Genomic DNA, 1,532 nt, shown 5'->3' with positions numbered 1-1,532 from the left:
TCCGAGCATTTGCGCCAGCTCAACGAGGGCGCCAAGACGTTCGGGTTGGATGGATGAGCAGGGTGGTCCCTGCGGTCAGGAATTCTGGATGACACGCAAGCAAAGGCGATTGACCATCATCGGCGGCTCGCTCGCCGTGCTCGCGGTCGCAGCCGCGCTGGTCCTCAACGCGCTGCGCGACTCGATCGTGTTCTTCTCGACCCCGAGCATGGTGGCCGAGAAGCACATCGTTCCGGGCCAACGGTTTCGGCTCGGCGGCATGGTGGAGAAGGGCTCGCTGGTGCGCGGCGCCGATCTCGCTGTGACCTTCGCGGTGAGCGACGGCGCTGCGAAGCTGCCAGTCGCCTACAAGGGCATCCTCCCCGACCTGTTCCGCGAGGGGCAGGGCGTGGTCGCGGAAGGGGCCATCGATACCGCGGGTGTTTTCGAAGCCGACACCGTGCTCGCCAAGCATGACGAGACCTACATGCCCAAGGACGTCGCCGATGCCCTGAAGAAGCAGGGCCATTGGAAGGACGATTACGGCAAGCAGGCCGCGCCGAACAGACCGGGCCCGGTCTCGATGCGCGTAGATGACAACAAAGCCATCGCCGAGAAGACCGCCGACGGAGCCACGCAGTGATCGCAGAGACCGGACATTATGCGCTGGTGCTGGCGCTGGGACTGGCGCTGATCCAATCGACCATCCCGATGATCGGCGCGCGCCTGCGCGATCCGGTGCTGATGAACGTGGCGCGCTCCACGGCGCTGGCGCAGCTCTTGTTCGCGCTGACCTCGTTCGCGCTCTTGGTCACCTTGCATGTGACCTCGGATTTCTCGGTCGCCAATGTCTACGAGAACTCGCACTCGATGAAGCCGCTGATCTACAAGATCACCGGCGTCTGGGGCAATCATGAGGGCTCGATGCTGCTGTGGGTGTCGATCCTGGCGCTGTTCGGCGGCCTAGTCGCGGCCTTCGGCAACAATCTGCCGCTGTCCTTGCGTGCGCGCGTGCTCAGCGTGCAAGCCTGGATCGCCAGCGCGTTCTATCTGTTCATCCTGATCACCTCGAACCCATTTGCGCGGCTCGCCAATCCGCCGCTCGAGGGCCGTGATCTCAATCCGGTGCTGCAGGACATCGGCCTCGCGGTGCATCCGCCGATGCTCTATCTCGGCTATGTCGGCTTCTCGATCTCGTTCTCGTTTGCGGTCGCGGCCCTGCTCGAGGGCCGCATCGACGCCGCCTGGGCGCGCTGGGTGCGGCCATGGACCCTGATGGCCTGGATCTTCCTCACGCTCGGCATCGCGATGGGCTCCTACTGGGCCTATTACGAGCTCGGCTGGGGCGGCTGGTGGTTCTGGGACCCGGTCGAGAACGCCTCGCTGATGCCCTGGCTCGCCGGCACCGCGCTGCTGCATTCGGCGCTGGTGATGGAGAAGCGCAACGCGCTCAAGGTCTGGACCATCCTGCTGTCGATCCTGACCTTCTCGCTGTCCTTGCTCGGCACCTTCCTGGTGCGCTCGGGCGTCCTGACCTCGGTCCATGCCTTCGC

General features: G+C 64.9%; 2 protein-coding genes. Both read left to right on the top strand.

Features of this window, described 5'->3' with window-relative positions:
* Positions 1-88 precede the first annotated feature (88 nt).
* Entirely contained in the window at positions 89-622 is a 534-nt protein-coding gene (ccmE, locus tag WA702_RS20365; RefSeq protein ID WP_425112345.1) for a cytochrome c maturation protein CcmE, read from the top strand.
* A partial coding sequence (locus WA702_RS20360; RefSeq protein WP_425112344.1) for a heme lyase CcmF/NrfE family subunit occupies positions 619-1,532 on the top strand: 914 nt, incomplete at its 3' end. The genes ccmE and WA702_RS20360, both read left to right, overlap by 4 nt.

This window comes from Bradyrhizobium sp. (assembly GCF_049798375.1).
Classification (GTDB): domain Bacteria; phylum Pseudomonadota; class Alphaproteobacteria; order Rhizobiales; family Xanthobacteraceae; genus Bradyrhizobium.
Note: the sequence above shows the minus strand (reverse complement) of the source record. Positions and strands in the feature narration are given on the sequence as shown.

Excerpts from the sequence above, each read along its gene's own strand:
- ccmE (WP_425112345.1), top strand. The coding sequence starts at position 89 with ATGACACGCAAGCAAAGGCGATTGACCATCATCGGCGGCTCGCTCGCC.